Here is a 26,904-nt window from a genome sequence, read left to right on the forward strand (position 1 = left end):
CGCTTCAACGCGTCAGTGGCGGTTACCGCTTGGCGCGGGACGCCGCGCGGCCGCGCTCCTTCTGGTCGAGGACGACCTTGCGGATGCGGACCGCCTCCGGGGTGACCTCGACGCACTCGTCGTCGCGGCAGAACTCCAGCGACTGCTCCAGGGAGAGCTTGCGCGGCGGGACGATCGCCTCGAAGGAGTCGGCAGAGGCGGAGCGCATGTTCGTGAGCTTCTTCTCCTTGGTGATGTTCACGTCCATGTCGTCGGAACGCGAGTTCTCGCCGACGATCATGCCCTCGTACACCTCGGTGCCGGGGTCGGTGAACAGCACGCCGCGCTCCTGGAGGTTGGTCATCGCGAAGGCGGTGACGGCACCGGAGCGGTCGGCGACGAGCGAGCCGTTGTTGCGCGTCTGCAGCTGGCCGAACCACGGCTCGTGGCCCTCGTGGATGGAGTGCGCGATGCCCGTGCCGCGGGTGTTGGTCAGGAACTCCGTACGGAAGCCGATCAGGCCGCGCGACGGGACGACGAACTCCATGCGGACCCAGCCCGAGCCGTGGTTCGACATGTTGTCCATGCGGCCCTTGCGGACGCCCATGAGCTGCGTGACCGCGCCCATGTGCTCCTCGGGCACGTCGATCGTCATGCGCTCGACGGGCTCGTACGTCTTGCCGTCGACGTCCTTGGTGACCACCTGCGGCTTGCCGATGGTCATCTCGAAGCCCTCACGGCGCATCTGCTCGACGAGGATCGCGAGCGCCAGCTCACCGCGGCCCTGCACCTCCCAGGCGTCGGGGCGCTCGGTGTCCAGGACGCGGAGCGAGACGTTACCGATCAGCTCGCGCTCCAGCCGGTCCTTGACCTGGCGCGCGGTGACCTTGCGGTCCTTGACGGCGCCCTTGGCGTCGGCGCCCTTGCCGGTGCCGCCGCGGCCGACGAGCGGCGAGGTGTTCGTACCGATCGTCATGGAGATGGCGGGCTCGTCGACCGTGATCAGGGGGAGCGCGACCGGGTTCTCCGGGTCGGCGAGCGTCTCACCGATCATGATCTCGGGGATGCCGGCGACGGCGCAGATGTCGCCGGGCCCGGCGACCTCGGCGGGCTTGCGGGTGAGCGCCTCGGTCATCATCAGCTCGGTGATGCGGACGTTCTGCACGGAGCCGTCGCGCTTCATCCACACGACCGTCTGGCCCTTGCGCAGCTCGCCCTGCTCGACGCGGAGCAGCGCGATACGGCCGAGGAAGTTGTCCGCGTCCAGGTTGGTGACGTGCGCCTGGAGCGGGGCCTCCTCGTCGTAGGTGGGGGCCGGGATGTGCTCCAGGATCGTGGAGAAGAACGGCTCCAGGCTGGTGGAGTCGGCCGGGACGGTGCCGTCGTCCGGCTTGGTCAGCGAGGCGATGCCGTCACGGCCGCAGGCGTAGACGATCGGGAACTCGATCTGGTCCTCGTCGGCGTCGAGGTCGAGGAAGAGGTCGTAGGTCTCGTTGACGACCTCGTCGATCCGGGAGTCCGGGCGGTCGGTCTTGTTGATGCACAGGATGACCGGCATCCGGGCGGCGAGGGCCTTGCGGAGCACGAAGCGGGTCTGCGGCAGCGGGCCCTCGGAGGCGTCCACGAGGAGGACGACGCCGTCGACCATCGACAGACCGCGCTCGACCTCGCCGCCGAAGTCGGCGTGGCCGGGGGTGTCGATGATGTTGATCGTGATGGGGTCCCCGCCGTCCTTCGGGTGATACTTCACCGCGGTGTTCTTGGCGAGGATCGTGATGCCCTTCTCACGCTCCAGGTCGTTCGAGTCCATGACGCGGTCGTCGACGGATTCGAGCTGGTGCGCGGCGAAGGCGCCGGCCTGCTTGAGCATGGCGTCGACGATGGTCGTCTTGCCATGGTCGACGTGAGCGACGATGGCGACGTTACGGATGTCGTGACGTGTTGCGGACACGGCCATAGTGCGGCGCTTCTCCCGGAATCGTGGGTGGCGGCGCGTACGGTCCGGTACGCGCGCCCGCCGGGCATATCGACGCCACGGCCTCTCCCATGGTACGGGGCTGCGGCGAAAAGGGCCGCCCCAGCCCGTACACAGCACCTCTGACCTGCGATTTCTTACCGATTATTACCTCTGGTGTGGCCCTTACTTCTTGTAGCCGATGTCCTGGAAGCGGGGGGAGGCGAAGCCGTACGCGCCGATGTTGGCGAGCGACTTCCTGGTGGCCACCAGTTCCGGCCGCTGGTACAGCGGGATCGATCCGGCGGCGGCCCAGATCCGGGCGTCCGCCTGCTCGACCAGGGTGCGCGCGGCGTCCGGGTCCAGCTCGGAGGCGGCCTGGTCGAAGAGCTGGTCGATGTGGTCGGTGCCGACCCGGGTGTAGTTCTGCTCGACGGTCAGCGAGCCGTCCGGCGCCGGCTGCGGCTTGGCGAAGATCGGCCGGGCGTCGGTCGCCGGGAAGGCGGTGCCGGGCCAGGAGTAGAGCGCCAGGTCGTAGTCGCCGGAGGCGATGTGGTCCTGGAAGTAGCTGGCGTCCGGAACCCGCTGGATCGAGGTCCGCACGCCGATCTTGTTGAGCATCCCGGTGATCCGCCGGCCCACCGCGCGCAGCTGCTCGGACCCGGCCCCGTCGGGCAGCACGAAGCGCAGCGCGAGCGGCTTGCCGTCCTTGCGCAGCACCGGCGCCCGGCCCGGCCGGTCCGCTGCCGCCGCCTCCGGGGACCGCTCGGCGCGCATCTGCCGGGCCACCGCGTGGTCGGCGGAGCCCGGCAGGTGCGGCGCCTGCCCGGTCTCGATCAGCTCGGCGGCGCCCAGCGCCTGCGCGGCCCGCTTCTTGTACCGCCGGTACTTGGCGTACGCCGCGGAGCCGGTGTCCCCGGCCGCCGCCGCCTTCTCCTCGGCCGCCCCCGCCTTGTAGAACACGGCGCTCTGCCGCAGCAGCGCGGCCTGCTGGACCTCGGAGCCGACCGCCCCGGCGAAGGACAGCGGGGCGTCGGCGGGGGCCGGGCGGGTGCCGTCCTCCTGGTCGTCGTGCCCGGCGGCGGTGCCGAGGTGGCCGGCGCGGGCGGCGTGCGCCGGGTTGCGGCCGTCCGACCCGGCGTCGCCGGGCTGGTCGGCGGAGGTCCCGTTGCCGGGCCGGTCCATCCTGGACTCCTTGCGGTAGCCCTCGTCGCCCTGGTCGTCCGCCACGTCCGGCGGCACCGCCCGCCCGGCGCCGGCCTTCTCCCCCGCCTCCCGCGAACCGCTGCCGCCCGCCGGCTTCCAGCCGGCGTCGGCGAGCAGCTTCCTGGCCGCCTCCGGGTCCGCGTCGCCGAGCGCGTCGCTGTGGTCCTCGTAGCCGTGCTGCCCGGCCATCAGCAGATGGCTGCCGAGCGGCCGGGACGGCAGGTCCAGCGGCTTGAGGACGGTGTCGGCGAGCGCCTGCCGGTCGAGGGCGCGGGCCACCGCGCGGCGTACCCGGTCGTCGGAGAGCGGTCCGGCGCCGCCGTTGAGGGCGAGCTGGGTGTAGGCGGGCTCCAGGGCCTTGCGGACGGTGTAGCCGCGCAGCCCGGCGGCCCGGTCCGGGGCCGCGGCCTTGCCGTCGGGCGCCTTGGCGTCACCGCTGCCGCCGGCCTCGGTGATCCGCCGGGCGCCGGCCGGGTCGACCGCGGCGACGTCGACGGTCCCGGCGGACAGCGCCGCCACCCGCTTGTCGCGGGGCAGCGCCGCGAGCACCAGACGGTCGAGCCTGGCCGCGTCGCCCCACCACTTCGGGTTCCGTACGAGCGTGACGGTGCCGCGGTCGGCGTCCCGCTGCTGGACGATGAACGGACCTGCGCCGACGGCGAGTTGGCCCCGTGTCTTGTCGTTGAAGGCGTGCGGGCTGCCCATCACGCCCTTCGGGTAGAGCGGCGTGAAGAGCGACTGCCAGTCGGCGTACGGCCGGGCGAAGGTGACCTTGACCTGGTGCGGCTCGGCGCCCGCCTCGACCTTGGCGATCCGGTCGTAGCCCGCGTTGCGGGCGGTCCAGTACGCGTTGTCCTTGCCGCGCAGCGCGTTCCACTGGGCGAGGAAGTCGGCGGCCTCGACGGGCCGCCCGTCGCTCCACCGCGCCTTGGGGTTGAGCTGGTAGGTGACGACCTGCTTGGGCTCGCGGGCACTGACGTCCGCGGCGTCGAGGTAGTCGGCGTTGCGCTGCGGCCGGCCGTTGGCGTCGACGGTGAACAGGCTGGGCAGGACGGCGCCGGTGATGCGGGCGGTGGTGGCGTCGGCGTCGCTCTGGAAGGCGTTGAAGGTGCCGGGCACCGCGTCGATCGCCCAGCGCACGGTGCCGCCGTCCTTCAGCGTCCCGCGCGGGGCCGGCGCGATGTCCTGGGACTCGGCGACGGACGCCGCGGTGTCCTTCTCGCTGCAACCGGCCAGCGCCGGCATCGGCAGCAGCACTCCCGCCGCGAGGAGCGCGGCACAGCGGCGCCGCCGGCACGCCGCACGGCCTGAGCTGACGTGGTCGGTCATGACTGTTACCTCCGGGCTCGCCCGCGCCGCGCCGAGCCGAGCCGCAGCAACACGTCCGGCCGACTTTGCGGCTCATCACATCTATAGGCCCCCTACTGAAGGTGAACGGCACGCCCCCCAGCGCCCGACACGGCGACGGCCGCCCGCAAGGCCACCCGCCCGGCCCAACACGGGCTCCGCCAGGTGCCGGAAGGGGGCCCATGCAGCCCATCGGACGCACCGTCACACCCGCACGTCCGTACGGGAGTTCGACAGTCAATACGGCGCGTGTTCGCCGAAACGCACCGGTTCGAGTCGTAGTCGCGCCAGACCCCTTCCCAAGCCCTACTGTGACGCGCGACACTCTCGGGCGCATGAGATCGCCCACCACACCTGCAACAGTGAGGGCACGATATGTCCCTTCAGGACGACCTGACGGCGGTTGAACGCAGCCTGGACGGACTCGTCCAGGCGGTCGGAAAGCTGGAGACGCGGATCGGCGGCGGGCTGGACATCCGCCGGGTGCGCAGCGACACGGACCATCTGCGCGAGAGCCTGGCGCTGTTGCGGCAGGGCGTGGCCGCCGGACCCCCGGGGCGCCCCGACAAGGCCGAGGAGGAGATGGTGCCGGTCTCCGACACCCCCTACAACTCCGCGCTGTGGAAGGACGCCGAGGACGAGGGCCTGGGCGCCAAGGACCGGCACGCGCCCTGAGGACGGAGACCGACATTGGCCACTGATATCGAACCCCCACCGCAAACGGACGCGATCGGCGTGCGCGCCGCCTCGCGCGCCGCCATCCCCGCCCGCCATCTGCGCACCGACCGCTGGTGGCTGGCACCGGCCGGCACCGCCGCCGGACTGCTCGCGTTCGTCGTCTACTCGACCTGGCGGGCCTTCGCGAACGCCGACTACTACCACGCCCCGTACGTCTCGCCGTTCTACTCGCCGTGCCTGGCGCAGAACTGCCACACCATGCGCGGCGGCCCCAACTGGGAGATCTTCGGCAGCTGGTGGAGCCTGTCACCGGCGCTGCTGATCCTGATCTTCCCGCTGGGCTTCCGGCTGACCTGCTACTACTACCGCAAGGCGTACTACCGCGGCTTCTGGGCCTCGCCGCCGGCCTGCGCGGTCGCCGAGCCGCACGCCAAGTACACCGGTGAGACCCGCTTCCCGCTGATCCTCCAGAACATCCACCGCTACTTCTTCTACTTCGCGGTGCTGGTCGCCGGTGTGCTCACCTACGACACGGCGCTCACCTTCCGCGACGCGCACTACGCCTGGGGCCACATGGGCCTGGGCTCACTGGTCTTCCTCGCCAACATCGTGCTGATCTGGGCGTACACCCTCTCCTGCCACTCGTGCCGGCACATCGTCGGCGGCCGGCTGCGGCACTTCTCCAAGCACCCGGTGCGCTACCGGCTGTGGGGCTGGGTGAGCAAGCTCAACGAGCGCCACATGCTGCTCGCCTGGTCCTCGCTGATCAGCGTGGCGGTGGCGGACTTCTACGTCTTCCTGCTGGCCAGCGGCGCGTTCGAGGATCCGCGCTTCTTCTGAGGCACGCTCCGCGGACGACGGAAAACAACTCCAAGAACCCCAAGGAAAGGTGTGCCCGCTGATGGCGCATGTGGACCGGCAGACCTGGGACGTGGTCGTGGTGGGCGCGGGCGGCGCCGGACTGCGCGCCGCCATCGAGGCCCGCGAGGCCGGACTGCGGACGGCGGTGATCTGCAAGTCCCTGTTCGGCAAGGCCCATACAGTGATGGCCGAGGGCGGAATCGCGGCCAGCATGGGCAACGCCAACGAGAACGACAACTGGCAGGTCCACTTCCGGGACACCATGCGCGGCGGGAAGTTCCTCAACCACTGGCGGATGGCCGAGCTGCACGCCCGGGAAGCCCCGGACCGGGTATGGGAGTTGGAGACCTGGGGCGCGCTCTTCGACCGCACGGCGGACGGCCGGATCTCGCAGCGCAACTTCGGCGGCCACGAGTACCCGCGGCTGGCACACGTCGGCGACCGCACCGGCCTGGAGCTGATCCGCACCCTCCAGCAGAAGATCGTCGCGCTCCAGCAGGAGGACGAGCGCGCCTCCGGCTCGTACGACGCCGGGCTGAAGGTCTTCCAGGAGTGCACCGTCACCCGGGTCCTCAAGAGCGACGGCAGGGTCTCGGGCGTCTTCTGCTACCAGCGGGAGTCCGGCCGCTTCTTCGTCCTGGAGGCACCGGCGGTGGTGCTGGCCACCGGCGGCATCGGCAAGTCCTTCAAGGTGACGTCGAACTCCTGGGAGTACACCGGGGACGGGCACGCGCTGGCGCTGCTGGCCGGCGCCCCGCTGATCAACATGGAGTTCGTGCAGTTCCATCCGACCGGGATGGTCTGGCCGCCGTCCGTCAAGGGCATCCTCGTCACCGAGTCCGTCCGCGGTGACGGCGGCGTGCTGCGCAACAGCGACGGCAACCGCTTCATGTTCGACTACATCCCGGACGTCTTCAAGGAGAAGTACGCGCAGACCGAGGCCGAGGGCGACCGCTGGTACGAGGACCCCGACCACAATCGCCGGCCGCCCGAACTGCTGCCCCGGGACGAGGTGGCGCGCGCCATCAACGCCGAGGTCAAGGCGGGCCGCGGCTCCCCGCACGGCGGGGTCTTCCTGGACGTCTCGACGCGTATGCCGGCCGAGGTGATCAAGCGCCGACTGCCATCCATGCACCACCAGTTCAAGGAGCTGGCGGACGTGGACATCACCGCCGAGCCGATGGAGGTCGGCCCGACCTGCCACTACGTGATGGGCGGGGTGGAGGTGGACCCGGACACCGCGGCGGCGACCGGGGTGCCGGGGCTGTTCGCGGCCGGCGAGGTGGCCGGCGGGATGCACGGCTCCAACCGGCTGGGCGGCAACTCCCTGTCCGACCTGCTGGTCTTCGGCCGCCGGGCGGGGCTCCACGCGGCCGAGTACGCGGCGGCGCTGAGCGACCGGCCGGAGGCCGACCCGCGGGACGTCGACGCCGCCGAGGCGGAGGCGCTGCGCCCCTTCAGCGCCGAGGGCGGTGCGCGGCAGGCCGACCGGGGCCCGGCGGAGAACCCGTACACCGTGCACCAGGAGCTCCAGCAGTCGATGAACGACCTGGTCGGCATCATCCGCCGGGAGGGCGAGATGGCCGAGGCGCTGGAGCGGCTGGCCGAGCTGCGGGTGCGCGCCCGGCGGGCCGGCGTCGAGGGGCACCGGCAGTACAACCCTGGCTGGCACCTGGCCATCGACCTGCGGAACATGCTGCTGGTCAGCGAGTGCGTGGCGCGGGCGGCGCTGGAGCGTACGGAGAGCCGCGGCGGGCACACCCGGGACGACCATCCGGAGATGGACCGGCGCTGGCGCAACGTCAACCTGGTCTGCGAACTCGCCGACACCCGGGCCGAGTCGGGGGAGGCGGACCCGGCGCTCGGCCAGATCGGGCTCTCCCGCCGGGAGACCCCGCCGATCCGCCGCGATCTCCTCGAACTCTTCGACAAGGACGAGCTGGTGAAGTACCTGACGGACGAGGAGCTGAGCCGGTGAGCGAGCGGCAGGCGAACCAGCGGGCCGGCGTGTACCCGGCGCACTTCCGGGTGTGGCGGGGCGACGCGGACGGCGGCGGGCTGACGGACTACGAGGTGGAGGTGCACGAAGGCGAGGTGGTGCTGGACATCATCCACCGCCTCCAGGCGACCCAGGCGCCCGATCTCGCCGTCCGCTGGAACTGCAAGGCGGGCAAGTGCGGTTCGTGCAGCGCGGAGATCAACGGGCGCCCTCGGCTGATGTGCATGACCCGGATGTCGGTCTTCTCCCGTACGGAGACCGTGACCGTCACCCCGATGCGGACCTTCCCGGTCCTGCGCGACCTGGTCACCGACGTCTCGTTCAACTACACCAAGGCGCGGGAGATCCCGGCGTTCGTCCCGCCGGCGGACCTGGGGCCCGGCGAGTACCGGATGCAGCAGGAGGACGTGAACCGGTCGCAGGAGTTCCGGAAGTGCATCGAGTGCTTCCTGTGCCAGAACACCTGCCATGTCGTGCGCGACCACGAGGAGAACAAGACCGTCTTCGCCGGGCCGCGCTTCCTGATGCGGATCGCCGAGCTCGACATGCACCCGCTGGACGGGGCGCCGGCGGCCGGGCTGGACCGCAAGAGCACCGCACAGGACGAGCACGGGCTGGGCTACTGCAACATCACCAAGTGCTGCACCGAGGTCTGCCCGGAGAACATCAAGATCACCGACAATGCGCTGATCCCGCTGAAGGAGCGTGCCGCCGGCCGTAAGTACGACCCTCTGGTGTGGCTCGGGAACAAGATCCGCCGCCGGACGGAATGACCGACGGGCACCCAAGTGCCCCCGGATGCAGCATTTCTGATGTCGCGTCACATGGCCGGAAACGTTCTTACGGCGAGTTCGAGCAGGCGCGGTATAAAAACGAAATGAATCTTCCGGAAATGAGCCGGCGACGGGTGCTGGCCGGCCTCGGCACCGTCCCGCTGGCCGCCGCGGCCGGCTTCCCCGATCTCGACCGGGCCCCCTCCCCGAGACCGGTGGAAGCCCCCGGGCGCAGCCGGACCACCCTGCTGCGCGGCGCCGACCTCGTGCTCACCATGGACCCGAAGCTGGGCACCGGCCCCCTCGGCCAGCTGGACAACGATGTCGACCTGCTGCTGCGGGACGGCGTCATCGCGGCCGTCGGCCGGCGGCTCGGCGCCCCGGACGGCGCCCGCGTCCTAAACGCCCGCGGCAGGATCGTCCTGCCGGGCTTCGTCGATCTGCACAACCACCTGTGGCAGTCCAGCATCCGCGGCGGCTGCTCCAACGAGGACCTCTACGGCTGGATGTCCGACTGCAACCGCACCGCCCTGCCGAAGATCGACCCCCAGGACATGTACCGGTTCGTCCACCTGGCCGCCCTCGACGCCCTCCAGGCGGGCGTCACCACGGTCGTCGACTGGGTGCACCCGATCCCGTACGACACCAGCGGGCGCTACATCCGGGCGCTGGACGACGCCGGGCTGCGCTTCGTCTACGCCTCGACGCAGCGCGCCGCCGACGCCCACCTCATCCCCAGGATCAAGAAGGACTTCCTGGACCGGCTGCCGCTGGCCTCCGTCCAGGTGGCGGCGCACGCCGGGATGTCGCAGCTCACCGACCTGCGGACGCTCCACGAACTCGCCCGCGAGCTCGGCGTGATGCTCAACTCCCACGTCCTGGAGAACCGCGACGACCGCCGGGACGACCCGATCCGCGCGCTCCGCGAGATCGGCGCCTTCGGTCCGGACCTGCTGATGAACCACGCGATCCACCTCACCGACGCGGAGATCGCGCTGACCGGCGAGCACGACGTCCGGGTCGCCCACTGCCCGCTGAGCAACATGCGGCTCGCGTCCGGCATCTGCCCGCTGCCCGCGCTGCACGCGCACCGGGTACGGGCCGGGCTGGGCCACGACGGCGGGACCAATGACACCTCGGACATGTTCAACCTCATGAAGGCGGCGGTCGGCCTCCAGCGGGCCCGCCACGAGGACGCCGGGATCCACCCCACCATCCCGGCCGTGCTGCGGATGGCGACCCTGGGCGGCGCGGAGTGCATCGGCATGGCGGACCGGATCGGGTCGCTGACACCGGGCAAACGCGCCGATGTCGTCGTCCTCGACCCCGGCACGCTCAACTTCGCCCCGCGCTACGACTGGACCGGCCAGATCGTCCTCAACGGCCAGCCGCCGAACGTCAGCGAGGTCTTCGTCGACGGCCACCTGCGCAAGCACCGCGGCGTGCTGGTCCACGTCGACACCGAACGCGTCGTCCACGAGGCGGAGTTGGCGGCGTCCCACCTCCGCACCCGCTGACCGCCGAACGCCCGCGCGCCCGGCAGGTCCCACCGCCCCGGATCACCACCGGCTCGACCCCGAACCGTCCGGGATCAGAACAGGCTCAGCAGCGCCTCCGCCGGATCCACCGGTTTCGACTCGCCGTCCGGCAGGGCCAGTTCGAACCACACGGTCTTGCCGCGCGGGGTGCGGCGGCTGCCCCAGCGCTCGCTCAGCAGGCCGACGAGCTGGAGGCCGCGACCGCCCTCGTCGGTGTCCCGAGCCCGGCGGCGGCGCGGCTGGGCGAGATCCGCGTCCCACACCTCGCAGACCAGGGTGCGGTCCAGCAGCAGCCGCAGCCGGATCTCACCGTGGCCGTGCCGCAGGGCGTTGGTCACCAGCTCGCTGACCAGCAGTTCCGTGGTGTCCACCAGGGCGTCGAGCCCCCAGTCCGTGAGCTGGTCGCGGGCCAGCTCACGGGCCCGGGCGACCGAACGGGCCTCCGGCGCCAGGCTCCAGTCGCCCACCGCGTCCTTCGGCAGCCCGTGCACCCGGGCCATCAGCAGCGCGATGTCGTCCTCGCCGTGCTGGGTGTCCAGTGCGCTCAGCACGTGGTCGCAGACGTCCTCCAGTGGGCGGCCGGACTCCGAGAGCGCCGTCCGGAACGCCTGCAGCCCCTCGTCCAGCGGGTGGTCCCGGGACTCCACCAAACCGTCCGTGTACAGCGCGAGCAGCGCGCCGTCCGGGACTTCGACCTCGATCTCCTCGAACGGCTCGCCGCCGACGCCGAGGGGCATCCCCGGCGGTACGTCGAGCAGCAGCGCGTCCTCGCCCTCCTCGACCAGTACGGGCGGCAGATGCCCGGCATTGGCGAAGGTGCAGGTCCGGGTGATCGGGTCGTAGACGGCATAGACGCAGGTGGCGAGGTAGACCTCGGAGAGGTCGGCGGTGGCGGCCGAGCGGCCGGGGCCGCCCCCGCCGGGCGCGGCACCCGAGCGGCCGCGGGCCGACGGCGTGGACCGCCCGTCGCCGCTGCCGCCGAGCCCCCTGGCGATCTCGTCCAGCGCCCCCAGCACCTCGGCCGGCTCCAGGTCCAGCAGCGCCAGCGTCCGGACGGCCGTGCGGAGTTCGCCCATCGCGACGGCGGCGCGCAGCCCCCGGCCCATCACGTCGCCGACGACCAGCGCCGTGCGGTGGCCGGGGAGTTCGATGACGTCGAACCAGTCGCCGCCGACCTCGGTGGCGGTGGTGCCGGGGAGGTAGCGGCAGGCGATGTCGAGGCCGGCCGCCTCCGGGTCGCCGGGCGGCAGCAGGCTGCGCTGGAGGATCAGCGCGCGCTCGTGTTCGCGGCGGTAGAGGCGGGCGTTGTCGATGCAGACCGCGGCGCGCGCGGCCAGTTCGACGGCCAGCGCGGTGTCGCGCTCGCCGAACGGCTCGCTGCCCTTCGTACGGGAGAACTGCACCAGCCCGACGATGGTGTCCCGGGCGACCATCGGGACGGCGAGGGTGGAGTGCACCACCGCGCCGAGCTCCGGGCCGTCGTCGCTCTCCCGGCCGGGGATGATCTGCGCCTGGGCGGTCCGCAGGGCGCCCGCGCAGGGCGAGTTGAAGGGGTAGCGGTGGACCGCGCCGACGGCGACCGGTCCGGGCCCGTCCTCGGGGACGCAGCAGGTGGTGGAGGCGAGCGGGGCGTCGGACACCGCGCTGGCGAAGGCGACCCGGCGCAGCTCCGCGCTGCCGTCGCTCATCCCGGGCGGCGCCTCGTCGCCGGCCAGCAGCCCCTGGTAGAGGTCCACCGACGCCAGATCGCAGAACTGCGGTACGGCGACGTCCAGCAGGGTGCGGGCGGTGGTCTCCAGGTCGAGCGAGTTGCCTATCCGGGCGCCGGCTTCGTTGAGCAGGGCGAGGTTGCGGCGGGCGTTGGCGGCCTCGCGTTCGGCGCGGCGGCGGCCGGTGACGTCGGAGGCGAGCCCGGCGACGCCGATGGGGCGGCCGCTGGCGCCGTGCAGCCGGTAGAGCGACACCGACCAGCGGCGGCGGGCGTCCTCTCCCGGCTCTCCGGGCACCATGCCCACCAGTTGCATCTCGGTGACCGGCTCCCCGGTCTCCAGGACGCGGCGCAGCGCCGCGGTCATCCGCTCGGCCTCGGGGCGCGGCAGGAAGTCGTGCGGGGTGCAGCCGCGGTACCTGGCGGCCGGGCCGCCGAAGACGGTGGCGAAGCGCTCGTTGACCCGCAGCAGCTTCAGGTCCGTGCCGAACAGGGTGAAGCCCATGGGGGATTGACCGAACACCGCCTGCGCGGCGGCCAGGTCGGTCTCGATGCCGCGCAGCGCCCGTACGTCGACGACCAGGCAGACCGCGCCGCGCTCCCCGTGCTCGTTCTCGGCGGGCATCACATAGATCTCGGCGAGCCCGTCGGCGTCCCCGTCGCCGTCGGCGTCCCTGCGATAGGGAACCAGGCCGGTCCACTCCCGCCCGTCGAGGATCTCGGACACCTTGCGGCGTCCGGTCTCCCGCAACTCACCGGCTACGAAAGCCGCTACGGGGTCCTTGCCGATGGCGTACCGGGCGGGGATGCCCAGCATCTGCGCGGCCCGCTCGCTCCACTGGTCGATGCGCCCGTCGGGGCCCAGTGAGAAGGAGGCGACTCTGATGTAGTCGTAGATCGATCCGGGCCGGCTGCTCTGCCATACGGGCGGGCCCTGCGGCTCCCGCGCACGGCGACGGCCGCCTGGGTCACCCGGGACGTCCGCACCGCCCCGACCATCGGTCTGCGCGGGTACCGCCCCGCCAGAAGACTTCTCGCTCACGAGCCCCGTCCCCTCCAGCTCATCGTGCCCGGACCGGACCTGCCGAGTATTCCAGCACCTCGGCTATCCGGAACACGGTCTTCACGATCACAGCACAGTCTCGATCGCAGCCCATCTACAAAATGTCGATGAAATGGCAACGATCAGGCCCCCTCCTGACTCCTAACCAGCCACCGACAGCTCGAACCACACTGTCTTACCGGTCTTTCCCCGCCGGGTCCCCCAGCGCCGTGAACTGCACGCCACCAGTTGGAGACCGCGTCCCCCCTCGTCATCCGGGGTGGTGGTGCGCTCCCGCGGCGGATCGGGCAGCGGATCGGAGACCTCGACGAGCAGCCCCCCGGCGCCGAGCAGCACCATCCGTACACCGATGGGCCCGCTGGCGTAGCGCAGGGAGTTGGTGACGAGTTCGCTGACCAGCAGCACCGCGACATCGGCGGCGCCGTTCAGCCCCCAGTCGTCGAGCACCTGACGGACCATGGTGCGCGCGGTGCGGACCGCGCCGGGGTCGGCCGGGAAGCTCCATTCGGCGCTCGGTGCGCCGGAAACCCTGCCGCGCTTGCGGCCATCGACGGAGACGGGCTCCGGGACCTCTGCCGCTGCGCCGTCGCTCACGCCGATCACTTCCCAGACCGAGGGTTCCCCTGGCGCATCACGCGCACCGAAAGGGGTCAATCAGGACATACCCGATATCGAACCCCAAATATCGCCTGCGATCGCGCACTGTTGCACAAATGGAACATCCCGCGGTGAAACGGCACCGTGGCGCACACCCGGCGAGCGGGCGGACACCGGAGCCATCACAGGCGGTGTCCGCGCGCGAGCGCACCGAGCGCACCCGCGGGCCGGCGAACCGCGGCAGGCGGCGACCGCCGGCCCCCTAAAGCCGCGCGCCGGGAATCCCCGTCGCGGCCCGCGCCGCCAGCCTTCGCATCGCCTCGGCGACGGCCGGGCGGTCCTGGTCCAGCCAGTCGACCTGCTGCTCCTCACCGGGCAGCAGCCAGCGCAGCTCGTCATGATCCTCCAGCGGACGCGGCTGACCGGACACCAGCCGGGCCGTCCACACCTGGAGCACATAGCCGGGCCGCAGCACCCACTCACCGGGGATCCGCTCCTCGGCCGCGGCCTCCACACCCAGCTCCTCGCGCAGCTCCCGCACCAGCGCCTGCTCGGGTGACTCGCCGTCCTCCACCTTGCCGCCGGGCAGCTCCCAGCGGCCGGCCAGCGCGGGCGGCGCGCTGCGCCGGGCGGCCAGCAGCCGCCCTCGCGCGCACACCGCTCCGCCGACCACTACGCGCACGGTCGTCATGCGCGGCAGCCTACGTCCCCCGCCCGCGTCCCGCTCCCCGCCCCGTTCCCCTCACGCCGTCCCGCGCCCCACCTGCTCGACCACGTAGAGCTGGCGGCTGCCGCGGGGGGTGTCGAGGCGGTCCGCCACCCGCTCCGCCTCCGCTCGGGTGGCATAGCGGCCGACGCGGTAGCGGTTGCCGCCTTCGTCCTGGCGGATGACGAGCCAGGGCAGCACGGCCCCATTGTCAGTCACTGCGCCCCTCCGTCCGCCCGGCAGCGCGCCATGACGCGCCCCTCCTGCGCTGATGCCGAAATCGCAATCCGCATATGCCCGAGCCTACGCCCGACCTTTACTCACCGGATATGGATTTACACAAAGAGATACCGAACCGGCCAGCCGCGGGCTCTGGATCGCCAAGAGCGGCCTGCGAGTGGCCGGTTCTGCCCGTTTCCCGGGCAGGGAAGAACAGGATCAGGCCCCGGCCGGGGCCTTCACCTCCTCGGTGGCGACGGTCTCGGCCGCGTTCATCTCGGCCTCGGCCTGCACCAGCGAGGGGTTGCGCCAGGCGCTGCGCACGCCCCAGAAGTAGAAGGCCAGGGCGACCAGCGCGACCAGGACCACGTCCCAGCCGACCGGCAGATAGCCCTTACCCCCGAACTCCTTGCCGCCCATGTACGAGATGGCGGCCATGACGAGCAGGTACGCCACCATCCAGGCGCCCGCCTTGAGGTGCGGCATCAGCTCGGCCCACGGCTTGCGGCCCTGGGTCAGCGGCTTGCCGATCTCGTACCAGGCCCAGACCGGCAGACCGACGGCCATGATCAGGATGACCTTGCCGGTGAGCGGCCAGCGGCCCCAGTACAGCACCAGCGAACCGAAGATCATCGCGACCGGCGCGATCACCGGCATGATCCGCAGCCGCACCGGGCGCTTGAGGTCCGGCGAGATCCGGCGCAGCGACATCACCGCGACCGGTCCGGTGATGTACGAGATGACCGTGGCGACCGAGACGATCTCGGCGAGCGAGCCCCAGCCGCGGAACACCGCGAGGAACAGGAAGGCGATCGCGAGGTTGAGCAGCAGCGCCGGCCGCGGCACACCGGTCTTCTTGTCCACCTTGCCGAAGACGCCGGGCAGATGGCCGTTCTCCTGCACACCGTGGATCATGCGCGAGGTGGTGGCGGCGTAGATCATGCCCGTGCCGGACGGCGAGATGAACGCGTCGGCGTACAGCAGCATCGCGAGCCAGTTCAGGCCCCAGGCCACCGCGAGGTCGGCGAGCGGGGAGTTGTAGCCGAGCGAGGCCCAGCCGCCCGCGGCGAGCTTGTCGCCGGGCACGCCCATCAGGAACGCGATCTGGAGGGCCACGTAGATGACCAGGGCGATCAGGATCGACGAGATCACGGCCTTGGGCAGCGACTTGCCCGGGTTGCGGGCCTCCCCGGCCATGTTCAGCGGGGACTGGAAGCCGTTGTACGCCCAGACGATGCCGGAGACGGCGACCGCGGTGAAGACCGAGCTCCAGCCGTTGGGGGTGAACCCGCCGTGGTGGGTGATGTTGCTGGTGTCGAAGTGCGCGATCATCAGCGCGCTCGCGGTCAGCACCGGGACGACGACCTTGAAGACCGTGATCGCGGTGTTGGTCTTCGCGAACAGCGTGATCGCGAACCAGTTGAGGAAGAAGTAGAAGATCAGCAGGATGCTGGCCAGCCCGACGCCGGTGCCGGTCAACTCCTTGCCGTCGTACAGCGCCTGCGCCCAGCCGAACTTCCAGCTGCTCATGTACTGGACGGAGGCGGTGGCCTCACCCGGGATCACCGAGACGATGGCGATCCAGTTCGCCCAGGCCGCGAGGTACCCGGCCAGCGAGCCGTGCGAGTACTGGCCGTAGCGGACCATGCCGCCGGCCTTCGGGAACATCGAGCCGAGTTCGGTGTACGTGAGCGCGATGGTGAGCGCGACGACCGCGCCGATGATCCAGGCCAGGATGGCGGCCGGTCCGGCGATGGCAGAGGCCCGCGCGGCTCCGAAGAGCCAACCGGAACCGATGATCGACCCGAGACCAGTGGCGGTCAGGGCAATGGTCCCGAGGGACCGACGGTAATTCGAGTGCGAGCCCTGCTCCGCGCTCGTTGTCTTCGTGTCGCTCACGTGCTGGTCTCCTGGTCTTCCCCCGTGCCGTGCACAAACTTCGCCATCGTATGAGCGAATCCGTAGATCCGGTTCCCACACCGAGCAAAAAATCCCGCCCAGTTGAGCCTCTGTGAGGTTTCCAACACCGGTAAACGGACGACACCGGGGTGTAAATGACCACAAAAGGGACACCAAACTCGGCTGAAAATCGCGGTCAGCGGACCTGCGATTCCCGCACTGGGCGTCTACTTGGCAAACACAGGGAGTCGACCAGGAGTCCACCGGGGGGCGCGGCGGGCCCCGCGAACCGTCCGGCACGCCGAACCGGCGACCGGAGACCCTGCGTGCCCGGCCCACTACCGCGCCCGCGCCCGCTACTTCACGGGCAGGTGGTACGCGACGCGATGGCGGGCCGCGAGCGTGATCACATCGGCGGTCTCGACCGGCCGGCCGCCCGCGAAGTACGTCCGCGAGATCACCAGCACCGCGTGCCCCGGCACGCCGCCCAGCGCCATCGCCTCCTCCGCCAGCCCCGGCCGCGCCCCGACCTCCTCGATGACGTTGTCCACCACCACGTCGATCGCGGCCATCCGCTCGACCACCCCGCGCCCGGCCAGCGGGCCCTCCTCCGGCAGCATCACCGGCGTCCGCCCGGTGACGGCCAGCGGCTCCCAGGAGGTCGAGAGCATCGACGGCTCACCCTCCGCGCGGAACACGTAGCGCGTCCGCATCACCCTGGCCCCCACCGGGATCCGCAGCCGCGCCGCCACCACCGAACTGGCCGCCTCCTGCTCGCTGTTGGACTCCCAGGTGCCGCGCACCCGCTCGTCCGTCTGCTCCTGCCGGAACGGCGTGCAGCCCCCGGAGTGATAGCCGGCGCGGGCGATACGGCGCGGCACGGGCTGCTCGCGCACATACGTCCCCGACCCCGAGCGGCCCTCCACCAGGCCCTCGGCCATCAGGACCTTGCGCGCCTCCAGCGCGACGGTGTCCGAGACGCCGTACTGCTCCCGGATACGAGCCTGGGAAGGGAGACGGGTGTGCGGGGCCAACACCCCGTCGACGATCTTCTGACGCAGGTCACCGGCGACGCGGAGGTACGCGGGCTGCTCACCGAAAGGCACAGGCCCCTCCCAACAGCTTGACAGTCAGCAACAGCGTGACAACCGCGCGTTGCCGATCGCAAGCTCACACCAGAGATTCACTCAAAGTAATTACCCCCAGCTCAGCCCCTCCAGCAGCCCACCCACCACCCCGGAAACCCTCCCCTCCGGCACGGCCCCCGGCAACGCCCGCCGCGCCCGGCGACCACCGGCTCGGCGCAGGGCGAGCGCCCCTCGGGCACCCGTCCGACCTGCAAGAGCCCAGGAACGGTCCGGGCTCCGGAGCCGGGTGGCCGGGCCGGGGTCAGGGGGTGGGGTGGAGCGGGGTCAGGGCGATGGCCAGGTGGAGGGCGGTGCCGGTGATCATGGCCTGTTCGTCGAGGGTCATGCGGTTGGAATGGCAGGGGGCGGCTTCGGTGGGGGGAGTACCGGGTGGGCAGGCGCCCAGGAGGACGAGGGCGCCGGGGGCGCGTTCCAGGACGTAGCCGAAGTCCTCGGCGGCCATGACGGGAGAGGCCAGTTCGACGGAGCGTTCCGGGCCGAGGAGTTCGGCGGCCAGGTGGAGGATCTGGTGGGCCTTTTCCGGGGTGTTGACGGTGGGGGCGCAGCCGTAGCGGTGGGTGAGGTGACAGGTGAGGCCGTGAGCCTCGGCAGTGGATTCGGCGAGCCGGGTGATGCGGGCCCATGCCTGGGCCCGTGATGCGGAGGTGTAGGCGCGCAGTGTGCCTTTGAGGCAGCCGGATTCCGGGGTGACGCTGGAGGTGGTGCCGGCGGTCACCGAGCCGAGGCCCACCAGGACCGGGTCGGCCGGGTCGAAGCTCCTGGAGACCGTGGTCAGCAGGCTCGTGCCCAGGGCCAGCAGGGCCGGGACGGGGTCGTTGCAGGTGTGCGGCATGGACGCGTGGCCGCCGCGGCCGGTGAGGGTGATCTCGAACTCGTCGCAGGAGGCGAAGAAGGAACCGGGCTTGGTGGCGATGACGCCGGAGGGGAGGTTGGGGTTGACGTGCAGGGCGAACGCGGCGTCCACCGGTTCGTCCAGGAGGCCGTCCGCCAGCATCCGTTCCGCGCCTCCGCAGCCCTCCTCGCCGGGCTGGAAGACGAACTTCACGGTGCCGGCGACCTCCTCGCGCAGGTCGGTGGCCAGGAGGGAGGCGGCGCCCAGCAGCATCGCGGTGTGCACGTCGTGGCCGCAGGCGTGGGCGGCACCGGGGTTCTCGCTGGCGAACTCCAGGCCGGTGTCCTCCGCCATGGGCAGCGCGTCGGTGTCGGCCCGCAGCAGCACGGTGGGGCCGGGGCGGCTGCCGCGCAGGGTCGCGGTCACGGAGCTGCAGGTGCGGCCCCGGGTGAGTTCCAGATCCAGCCCTTCGAGGGCCTGGAGGACGGCCTGCTGGGTGCGCGGGTTGTCGACTCCCGTCTCCGGGTGGGCGTGCAGGTCGCGGCGCCAGCGTACGAGTTGGGGGAGCTGCCGTGCGGCGCGGTCGAGCAGGTCGGTGCGCGGGGCGTCAGGCATGGGTGGGGTTCGCCTTTCGCAGGGCCTTGGGCAGGGCGGTGACGACGATCAGGAAGGAGAGGCCGGCGCAGGCGGCCGCTCCGATGACGACGGGGTCGTAGGAGTGCAGGGCGTCGAAGCTGAGGCCGCCGGCCTCGCTGGCCACGAAGGCGCCGATCTGGTGGAGACACCACATCATTCCCAGGGCGAGGCCCTTGGCGCGCGGGTCCAGCGAGTTGAGCAGGTACATCGACCCCGCCACCACCGTGCCCATGTAGCTGATGCCGAAGAGCAGACCGAACACCCAGGCCGTCAGGACGGTGGGGGCCACCGCCATCACCACCAGTGACAGGGCCCGGATCAGATAGCAGCCCGCCAGCACCTTCAAGCCGTGGCCGCGGTCGCACAGATACCCGGCGATGAGCGAACCGACGATTTCCGCGGCACCCAGGATCGCCATGGTGGTGCTCGCGGTGCCGCCGCCCAGACCGTGACTGTCGAGGCTCGCCACGAGGTGTACGTCGACGAAGGACATGGTCACGCCGCAGCCGACGAAGGCGAGGCTGACGGTCCAGAACACCGAGGAGCGCAGTACGGCGCCGAACATACCGCCCCGGGCCGGGGCGGCGGCCCCGCCGGTCGTCCGCTCCTCCCCCGTTGCCCGCCCCGCCTGTTCCGCTGTCTGCGCCGTCTCTTCCGGCGCCCTGTTCTCTCCCGGCAGGAAGATGAGGGACAGCAGCATGAGGGCGACCATGACGACGCCCAGAACGATGAACACCGTGCGCCAGGAGGTGCTGTGCTCGACGTAGATCCACAGGGGGACCAGCGCGATGAAGCCGACGGCCGTGCCGTTCATGAGGATGGCGTAGGTCAGGCCGCGGCGGTGGGGCGGGAACAGCTCGTCGACCAGTACGCCCAGCGGAACGTAGGAGACCGCGGTGTACGCGATGGCCAGCCCTACTCCGTACACCACCGAGAACAGCGCGAAGGAGCTGACGACGCCGCCGGCCAGGAACATCGCGCCGCCCAGTACCAGCCCGCCGGCCAGTGAGCGGCGGGCACCTATCCGGTCGGCGGCGAAACCCAGGACGGGGGAGGCTATCGCGTAGGTCAGCATGAACACCGACGGGGCGAGGGCGAAGGTGCCACGGCTGACCGAGAAGTCATGCGACATCGGCACGTAGAACACGCTGACCGTGTTCTTGATGGACGACGACATCAGGGCGATGACGAAACCCAGGGCAACTGCCGCCACGATGACGGTTTTCGGGCGTGCCCCTTTCGCCGTCGGCGGGGAGTCCGGGCCGGTCCGCGCCTGCGTGTCGGGCTCTGTCTCGTTGGTCGGCATGTCTTCCTCTGTCGCTTGCCTTGCCTTGGTTGTCGGTCGGTGCGCAGCGGCCCGGAGCGGTTCGGACCGATGCGCCCCGGCGCTCGGGGCTCAGATTCCCGGCGTCGGGCCCGCGCGCTCGCCCAGCTCCGCGAGTCGGCCGGAGACCGTGGCGGCCAGATCCGCCACCTGGTGCCGCATGTAGTGCCCGCGGTGCCGCTGCCCGTCGACGCGGACATAGTCGTCCAGGACTCCGTACGTGGTGAATCCGAGGCGGGTCCACACCCTGTGGGCCTTGGAACCCTCCCGGACGTCGATGAGCAGCAGTTCGGTACCGAGTTCGGCCGCCTTCAGGCAGACGTGCCGGGCGAGTTGGTAGACCGCGGTGGTGCCGCGTACCCGCGGCGAGAGGTACGCCTTCTCAACCTCGGCTATGTGGCGGGAGTTGGGCATCGACCGGGTCTTGATCACACACATGGCCACGGTACCTTCGGCGTCCTCGCCGACCAGGACATGGCCCGTTCCCTTCGCCTGCAGTTCCTTCAGTCCGTCGACGAATCCGGTGAGTTGGTCCTCGGTCGGCTGGGCCGCGTAGCCGAGGATGCCTTCGTCGGCGACGCTCGCGGCCAGCATTCCGGCCACGTCCTTGGAGTGGTCGTGCAGGTCGGCGGCCCAGTGCCAGTGCAGTTCAGTGGTCATCGCGTTCACTTACCCGGGTCTCTTCTCGTGGAGGTGTGCGGCACGTGCCGTGTGCACGGCGCTGCGGGTGCCCTGTTCACGGCCTTGCGCGTGCCGTTTTCACGGCGTCGGCCGTGCCGAGGACCGTGCGACGGCGCGCAGCCAGTTTCCGAAGAAGCCGCGGGTGTCCGGCTGCCAGTCGGCCAGGATTCCCGCCGCCGCCGACTCGGCCGGGAAACTCGACAGCAGGGCGGTGTCCCGCTGCTCCCGCAACTTCTCGGCGTAGCGGAGGACCAGTTCCCTCGCCGCCCCGTCCAGATAGGGTTCCGGAAGTTCCGGGAAGTCGTCGGTCTCCCCGGCCAGGTGCCGTCGCAGATCGCGCTGGTATTCGCGCAGCAGGGTGTCCCGACGGTATTCGGGGTGCCCCTGGCAGAAGAGCTGACGCAGTCCGTCGGCACTCGCCGCGAGATGCCAGTCGCCGCCGTCGGCCTCCAGGAGGGGGACGACCCCCGCCCGGTGGAGTTCCGCCGTCGGCACGCTGTTCCACCGGGAGTGCGGTACGGGCACGCCGTCTGTCATTCCGGCGGTGAGCGCGTGGCCCGGGACGCTCACGCGGTGTTCGGCCACTCCCGTGTACTTGTCGGGCAGCCGTCGGCGCCGCAGTCCGTACCGCACGTACAGCGCGGCGTGGGCCGACTGGCAGGAGAAGAGGGTGGACGGCACCCGGTCCGCGGTTTCCTCGATGATGCGGCGCACCACGGCCAGCGCCGGCTCCGACTCGATGTCCAGCCGGGTCGGTTCGCTGCCGGTGACGATCAGGGCGTCCGCCGCGCCGAGTAGCCGCCAGTCGATGCCGCAGTGCTCGGGCGAGCAGAACGGGTCGACGGCGTGGTGGTCGAAGGCGACGGGCAGTCCGGCTTCTGCGGCCGCGGACTCGACCGCGGAGCGGAACATCTTCTGTGCCGGTCTGTTCGGGACGGCCGACATGAGGTCGACCAACCCGATCCGCAGCGCTCCTCGTTCGGCGCCGTGGCGGGTGTGCGACATACCGTATCCGTTCACTCGGGCGAAAAGGTCACGTGGTCGAGCGCCTTGTCCAGGTCCGTGATGATGTCGTCGACGTGCTCCAGGCCGATGGAGATCCGCAGCATGTTCCCGGTGATTCCGCAGCGCTTCCGGGCCTCGGGGGACAGCCGGCCGTGGGTGGTCGACGCGGGATGCGTGACCATGGACTTCGTGTCGCCGATGTTGGTCGTCAGGGAGATCAGTGAGAGGTTGTCGGCGACCCGCCAGGCGGCTTCCTGGTCGCCGCGGATCGTGAAACTCAACAGGCCGCCCGGGCTGGACTGCTGACTGTCGATCAGCTCGCGCTGCGGGTGCGACCGCAGACCGGTGAAGAAGACCTCTTCCACGGCCGGATGCCGCTCCAGCCACTCCGCCAGGATCTGGCCGTTGCGGGAGTGCTCCCGCATACGGATCTCCAGAGTCTCCAGACTCTTCAGGAAAACCCAGGCGTTGAACGGGCTCAGGCCGGGGCCCGCGGTACGCAGCACGCCGACTATCTCCTGGACGAGGTCGTCGCGGCCCACCACGACGCCGCCCCCGCACCTGCCCTGTCCGTCGATGTACTTGGCCGCCGAGTGGACGACGAGGTCGGCGCCGAGCGGAACGGGATTCTGCAGAGCGGGCGTGCACAGGGTGTTGTCGACCACCGTCAGAATTCCGTGCTCGGCGGCGAGGGCGGACAGCCCGCGCAGATCCGCCACGTGCATCAGGGGGTTGGTCGGGGTCTCCAGGACGAACATCACGGTGTTCGGCCGGACCTGGCGGCGCCACTCCCCCACGTCCCGCACGTCGGCGATGCTGGAGGCCACCTGGAACTTCTTCAGATACGTCTGGAAGAGCCGTGTGGTGGTGCCGAACATCCCGTCGGCCAGCACCACATGGTCACCGGCCTTCAGCAGGCCGAGGGCGATTCCCAGATACGCGGCCATGCCGGACGCCACGGCGACGGCGGACTCCGCCTGCTCCAGCGCCGCCATGCGCTGCTCGAAGGCGGCCACGGTGGGGTTGCTGAAGCGCACATACACGTTTCCGGGACGCCGCCCGGCGAACTTCTCCGCGGCGTCCTCGGAATCGTCGAAGACATAGCTCGCGGTGAGGGCCAGGCCCTCGCTGTGGGAGTCCGAGAGGTCCTGGTACTGGCCTGCCCGTATGGCGCGGGTGGCGAAGGAGTCGGATGTGAGGGGCTGGGTCACGGTGAATTGCGCTCCTTGATCCGTCCAGCTGCGTCGGTGCGCCGGAGACCGGACAGCGGCGTCGGTGTGCGCCACTCACACCGGCGCGCAGGGAATCGACGCGAATGTCAGCAGGCTGTTGCAGCGGGCCACCTCATCGGGTCGCCTCCGGAGAAAACTCAGTGGTTGTTTCCATGGGCGTCCCGTAGCACGGAGAAACGTGGTGCGGGACGCCATGGCCACGGAACAGGGCAGGGAAACGGGGCACCGCACGGGCCCCGTTTCCATGGACCGGGCGGGCGGGCCTCAGAGCCGGCCGGCCTTGTACTCCTGGTAGATGCCCTCGTACATGTTGTAGAAGAGGTCGCAGGTGTGCCCGACCGCGTAGAGCGCCTCGGACTGCTGCTCTTCGGTGGTGCAGATGTCCGCGACCAGGTCCAGGCCGTGCCGGACGTGGTGGACGTCCTCCTCCTGGTGCACCGAGAAGAACAGCAGGTCGTCGTCGTTGAGGCCGTAGACCCGCTTGAAGAGGACATCGCGGGCGTCCGCGCCGCGGGTCTCCAGGTTCTGGCCCTCGCTCGCGATCATCACCGCCGCCGCCCCGATGTGGTAGGTCTCGGGGTTCTTCACGGCGGTCATGCGGTAGTCGATGAGTTCCTGGGTGGCCGGCAGCGCCGTCTCCGCGTCCCGCGTGGCGTCGTCGATGCCGATGGCACGCAGGAAGTCCTCCATCAGCTGCACGTGGTTCTTGGTCTTGGAGATACGCCCGGTCTCCTCCTCGTAGAGGTTGAAGAGGAGCCGGCGCTTGTGCTTTCCGTCCCCCTTGGGGCAGTAGTAGAAAAGCGTCTCTATGTAGTCCAGGAAGTGCTTCGTCAGCTGGTAGCCCTGCAGCGCCACCTTCTGCAGCGTGTGCCGGTCCGGATTCTCCGGGTCGAAGAGAATGTCGAACATGGGGTGGGAGAGCGTGAGTTTCTGGTGCAGGGTACGCTCAAGCTCTTCGCGGAATGCGTCTCGCTCCATCAGCATGTCTGGGCCCCTCTACCTGAATTTCCGTAATTGGCGGCGGCTAGTCGTTCGAAAGGCTAGATGAAGCCCATTTCAAAACCCTGTTATGCCGATGTCATCGCAGAACAGGCATGCCACGGCCGTACTCCTGCGGTGTGCGGAACGCCGCCGGAACACCCGCACCGGCCGGCTCTCAGTCGCCGTGGTCGGGGTGGCCGCGCACGCCGAACAGGCACGGGCAGGCGGCGACCGGCTCCGGGGCGGCGGTGCCCACGCCGCACTCGGCGGACGGTACGGACCGAGCGGTCGGCCTCGCGCGCTCCGTCTCGTACCGGCGCGGCGACGGTGCGCCGTTCGCCACCGCGGCCAGCCCGGTGCCGCGTGACAGGCCGGAGCCACCGCGGACGGCGGTGAACTCGCCACGGCACGCGGCGTGATACGCGCGCACGGCAGACGTCAGGGGCGCGCGGGCGACGGCGGCTGCGAACGCTCGGCGCTCGCCCGGGGGGTGGCCCGCACTGTGGAATGCGCCGTGGGCGGACCCCACGGCACCCGTGGCAGCCCCCGCGGCTCCGGACCCGGCCCCCGCCACCCGGCCCTGCTCCACCGCGTACAGACGGACCAAATCATGCATACGGTAACGAAGTTGACCGAACCGGCCGGTGTCCATCACCTCGATGAGCCGGGCGTCCACCAGCTCCTCCAGCAGGCTCTCCGTCCTGGCGGAGGGCAGGCCGAGGATGGGTGCGGCCACCCACCCCGCGGATTCGGACAGGGCCAGCAGGGCCAGCTCGCGCAGCAGCAGCCGGGCGGCGGGGCCGACGCCCTCGTACGACGGCCTGAGGCTGGCGCGGACGGCGAGCTTGTCGTGGGACAGCTCATCCAGCCGCCGCCGCTCGTCGGCCAGCCGCGCCACCGCACGGGCCAGCGACCAGTGCGGCTTGGCCGCGAGCTTGGCACCGACGATGCCGACCGCCAGCGGCAGTCGGCCGCAGCGCCCGACCAACTCCTTCGCGGCTTCCGGCTCGGCCCGGGTCCGTCCGGCGCCCGCACTGCGTATGAGCAGTTCGACCGCCTGCCCCTCGGAGAACATGCCGAGTTCGACGACGTTCGCCGTGGGCACCACACCGACCCTGGCGCGGCTGGTGATCAGCACCCCGCAACTGCCAGTCCCGGGCAGCAGCGGACGGATCTGCTCGGTGCTCGCGGCGTCGTCGAGAACGATCAGTACGCGGCGGTCCGCCAGTAACGCGCGGTAACGCTCGGCGCGCTGCTCCACCCCGTCGGGGATCGACGAGGCGGGCAGGCCCAGTTCGCGCAGCAGCCGCGCCAGCGCCTCCCCGGGCGGTACGGGGCGGGCGGTCGTTCCCCGCAGATTGATGTAGAGCTGGCCGCCGGTGAAGGCCGGGCGCAGCCGGTGCGCCACGTGGACGGCCAGTGTCGACTTGCCGGTCCCTCCGGCGCCCACCACGCCGACGACCGGCACCGGGCCGGCACCCGGCGCCAAGGTGCCCTGAATGGCGGCGATTTCGGCGTCCCTTCCGACGAACTCCCCGGTGTCGCCGGGGAGTAGGCAGGGGCCGGCCGGCGGCGTGGCGGCGGTCGGCGCGGTGGAAACCTCCGCGGCGGGTGCCGGGGCGGCCGCCGCGCCCGGAGCGGTCCGAGCGACCGGAGCGACCGGGACGGCCGGACCGGACAAGGAGCAGGGCGTCGGCACGGCGGACCGCTGCGGCGTCGCCGCGCCCTCCTGTCGGGCGGCGTTCGGGCGCACCGGCGGGAGGGCGCCGTGCAGGATGTCGTGGTGCAGCTGCCGGAGTTCGGCTCCCGGGGCCACCGCGAGTTCGCCCTTCAGCAGGTCGCTGGTCTCCCGGAAGACGCGCAGCGCGTCGGCCTGCCGCCCGGAGTGGTAGAGCGCGGTCATCAGCTGGGCCCGGGGGCGTTCGAACAGGGGGTGCTCCTGAACGAAGCTGGACAGTTCGGAGACGAGGTGCTCGTACTGCCCCAGCTCCAGCTGGATCTGGGTGCACATGTCCCGCAGCGCGACCCGCTTCTCTTCCCACGCGTGGACATCCGATTGCCATAACTGGCGTGAGATGCCCGCGAGCAGCGGGCCTCGCCACAGCGAAAGGGCCTCCCCGAGAAGTCCGACCGCTGCTTCGTTCTCACCGGCGGCGCGACGCCCGGCGGCCTCCTTCCCCAGCTGCGCCACCCGGCGCGTATCGAGCCGGACGGCGTGGGTCTGCAGGCGGTACCCCGGCGCCTCGGTGACGATCAGGTCGCGCGCCGCGCCGGCCTGTGCCAGCTTGCGCCGCAGGAGGGAGACACACACGGCGACCTGGTTGCTGGGGTCGGCGGGTGGCCGGTCCTCCCATATACAGTCCACCAGACGCTGGACCGGAACCGTCTCGCCCGCACGCAACAGCAGCGTACCCAGTACGGACTGCAGTCGCGGGGCCGTCATCTGAAGCCGCCGGCTGCCCACTTCGATATCCAGCGGCCCCAGTAACCGGCACTCCAAGAGGCTGCTCGTCGATACGGCCACGGAAAATCCCCCTT

Annotated in this window: 20 protein-coding genes; 5 read left to right on the top strand and 15 right to left on the bottom strand. The window is 70.9% G+C overall.

From position 1 onward, the window contains the following. Positions 1-22: 22 nt before the first annotated feature. Together typA and ACO1BR_RS16215 are read right to left on the bottom strand one after the other, a co-directional pair. Positions 23-1,936 carry a translational GTPase TypA gene (typA, locus tag ACO1BR_RS16210; RefSeq protein WP_426795763.1) on the bottom strand — a complete coding sequence of 638 codons (1,914 nt, stop codon included), beginning with the start codon at positions 1,934-1,936 and terminating at the stop codon, positions 23-25. 183 nt (positions 1,937-2,119) lie between these two features. After that, positions 2,120-4,468 carry an ABC transporter family substrate-binding protein gene (locus ACO1BR_RS16215; RefSeq protein ID WP_426795764.1) on the bottom strand — a complete coding sequence of 783 codons (2,349 nt, stop codon included), beginning with the start codon at positions 4,466-4,468 and terminating at the stop codon, positions 2,120-2,122. 393 nt (positions 4,469-4,861) lie between these two features. Here ACO1BR_RS16215 and ACO1BR_RS16220 point away from each other — a divergent pair, with 393 nt between their 5' ends. The 5 genes from ACO1BR_RS16220 to ACO1BR_RS16240 all read left to right on the top strand — a co-directional run bounded on the left by ACO1BR_RS16220 (position 4,862) and on the right by ACO1BR_RS16240 (position 10,314). Then, complete coding sequence (locus ACO1BR_RS16220; RefSeq protein ID WP_426795765.1) at positions 4,862-5,161, top strand: hypothetical protein; 300 nt, start codon at positions 4,862-4,864, stop codon at positions 5,159-5,161. Positions 5,162-5,176: 15 nt separating this feature from the next. Beyond that, positions 5,177-6,004, top strand: coding sequence for a hypothetical protein (locus ACO1BR_RS16225; protein WP_426795766.1), 828 nt, complete (start codon positions 5,177-5,179; stop codon positions 6,002-6,004). Between the two features lie 61 nt (positions 6,005-6,065). Further along, complete coding sequence (locus ACO1BR_RS16230; RefSeq protein WP_426795767.1) at positions 6,066-8,003, top strand: fumarate reductase/succinate dehydrogenase flavoprotein subunit; 1,938 nt, start codon at positions 6,066-6,068, stop codon at positions 8,001-8,003. Next, a complete protein-coding gene (locus tag ACO1BR_RS16235) occupies positions 8,000-8,797 on the top strand; it encodes a succinate dehydrogenase/fumarate reductase iron-sulfur subunit (protein ID WP_426795768.1) in 798 nt (265 codons plus the stop codon). Before ACO1BR_RS16230 ends, ACO1BR_RS16235 begins: the two co-directional genes overlap by 4 nt. 104 nt (positions 8,798-8,901) lie before the next feature. Next, on the top strand, positions 8,902-10,314 hold the full coding sequence (locus tag ACO1BR_RS16240) for an amidohydrolase family protein (RefSeq protein WP_426795769.1): 1,413 nt from the start codon (positions 8,902-8,904) through the stop codon (positions 10,312-10,314). A 74-nt stretch (positions 10,315-10,388) separates the two neighbouring features. Here the strand turns inward: ACO1BR_RS16240 and ACO1BR_RS16245 are convergent, their stop codons facing one another. The 13 genes from ACO1BR_RS16245 to ACO1BR_RS16305 form a co-directional block, all read right to left on the bottom strand. Further along, positions 10,389-13,085 carry a SpoIIE family protein phosphatase gene (locus ACO1BR_RS16245; RefSeq protein ID WP_426795770.1) on the bottom strand — a complete coding sequence of 899 codons (2,697 nt, stop codon included), beginning with the start codon at positions 13,083-13,085 and terminating at the stop codon, positions 10,389-10,391. Positions 13,086-13,247: 162 nt separating this feature from the next. Beyond that, positions 13,248-13,709 (bottom strand): ATP-binding protein, encoded by a 462-nt coding sequence (locus ACO1BR_RS16250; RefSeq protein ID WP_426795771.1) that lies wholly within the window; start codon positions 13,707-13,709, stop codon positions 13,248-13,250. Positions 13,710-13,965: 256 nt separating this feature from the next. After that, positions 13,966-14,394: a (deoxy)nucleoside triphosphate pyrophosphohydrolase gene (locus tag ACO1BR_RS16255; protein WP_426795772.1), complete on the bottom strand. Its 429-nt coding sequence runs from the start codon at positions 14,392-14,394 to the stop codon at positions 13,966-13,968. Between the two features lie 51 nt (positions 14,395-14,445). After that, on the bottom strand, positions 14,446-14,628 hold the full coding sequence (locus tag ACO1BR_RS16260) for an SPOR domain-containing protein (RefSeq protein ID WP_426795773.1): 183 nt from the start codon (positions 14,626-14,628) through the stop codon (positions 14,446-14,448). A 219-nt stretch (positions 14,629-14,847) separates the two neighbouring features. Beyond that, positions 14,848-16,527: an APC family permease gene (locus tag ACO1BR_RS16265; protein WP_426795774.1), complete on the bottom strand. Its 1,680-nt coding sequence runs from the start codon at positions 16,525-16,527 to the stop codon at positions 14,848-14,850. A 356-nt stretch (positions 16,528-16,883) separates the two neighbouring features. Further along, entirely contained in the window at positions 16,884-17,633 is a 750-nt protein-coding gene (locus tag ACO1BR_RS16270; RefSeq protein WP_159508232.1) for a GntR family transcriptional regulator, read from the bottom strand. A 283-nt stretch (positions 17,634-17,916) separates the two neighbouring features. Next, positions 17,917-19,122, bottom strand: a complete 1,206-nt coding sequence (locus ACO1BR_RS16275) for a M20 metallopeptidase family protein (protein WP_426795775.1) — start codon at positions 19,120-19,122, stop codon at positions 17,917-17,919. Continuing rightward, complete coding sequence (locus ACO1BR_RS16280) at positions 19,115-20,449, bottom strand: MFS transporter (protein WP_426795776.1); 1,335 nt, start codon at positions 20,447-20,449, stop codon at positions 19,115-19,117. The genes ACO1BR_RS16275 and ACO1BR_RS16280 overlap by 8 nt, the downstream gene beginning before the upstream one ends. A gap of 90 nt (positions 20,450-20,539) precedes the next feature. Further along, a complete protein-coding gene (locus ACO1BR_RS16285; RefSeq protein ID WP_426795777.1) occupies positions 20,540-21,127 on the bottom strand; it encodes a hypothetical protein in 588 nt (195 codons plus the stop codon). A gap of 99 nt (positions 21,128-21,226) precedes the next feature. Continuing rightward, positions 21,227-22,153, bottom strand: a complete 927-nt coding sequence (locus tag ACO1BR_RS16290) for a homoserine O-acetyltransferase/O-succinyltransferase family protein (RefSeq protein WP_426795778.1) — start codon at positions 22,151-22,153, stop codon at positions 21,227-21,229. 11 nt (positions 22,154-22,164) lie between these two features. Then, the gene (locus tag ACO1BR_RS16295) at positions 22,165-23,364 is read right to left on the bottom strand and encodes an O-succinylhomoserine sulfhydrylase (protein ID WP_426795779.1); all 1,200 of its coding nucleotides are present in this window, start codon (positions 23,362-23,364) and stop codon (positions 22,165-22,167) included. Between the two features lie 285 nt (positions 23,365-23,649). Next, positions 23,650-24,369, bottom strand: a complete 720-nt coding sequence (locus tag ACO1BR_RS16300; protein WP_426795780.1) for a TenA family transcriptional regulator — start codon at positions 24,367-24,369, stop codon at positions 23,650-23,652. Between the two features lie 172 nt (positions 24,370-24,541). Next, complete coding sequence (locus ACO1BR_RS16305) at positions 24,542-26,890, bottom strand: BTAD domain-containing putative transcriptional regulator (RefSeq protein ID WP_426795781.1); 2,349 nt, start codon at positions 26,888-26,890, stop codon at positions 24,542-24,544. Between the last annotated feature and the right edge of the window lie 14 nt (positions 26,891-26,904).

Source organism: Streptomyces sp. YGL11-2 (assembly GCF_050054615.1).
Lineage (GTDB): Bacteria > Actinomycetota > Actinomycetes > Streptomycetales > Streptomycetaceae > Streptomyces.